At 53.4% G+C, this 232-nt stretch carries 2 tRNA genes; both read left to right on the top strand.

Annotation, left to right across the window (positions count from 1 at the left end):
* Positions 1–57 precede the first annotated feature (57 nt).
* Positions 58–134: transfer RNA gene (locus NX780_RS25160), tRNA-Ile, on the top strand.
* A gap of 15 nt (positions 135–149) precedes the next feature.
* Positions 150–225 (top strand) — tRNA-Ala (locus NX780_RS25155).
* The last annotated feature ends 7 nt before the right edge of the window (positions 226–232 follow it).

The raw sequence follows: 232 nt of genomic DNA, 5'->3' as shown, positions 1-232 counted from the left end.
CTCAACATCAAACGTTCACACTTATCGGCTGTTGAAGTAAAGAAGCGAGAACAGTTCGGGTCTGTAGCTCAGTCGGTTAGAGCACCGTGTTGATAACGCGGGGGTCGTTGGTTCGAATCCAACCAGACCCACCAGGTTATCAAAACCTCGGGGGATTAGCTCAGCTGGGAGAGCACCTGCTTTGCAAGCAGGGGGTCGTCGGTTCGATCCCGTCATCCTCCACCATTCACTG

Origin of the sequence: Massilia agri, assembly GCF_024753255.1 — a bacterium.
GTDB classification, from domain to species: domain Bacteria; phylum Pseudomonadota; class Gammaproteobacteria; order Burkholderiales; family Burkholderiaceae_D; genus Telluria; species Telluria agri.
The sequence above is the reverse complement of the archived record's forward strand: the minus strand, read 5'-3'. Positions and strand labels throughout refer to the sequence as shown.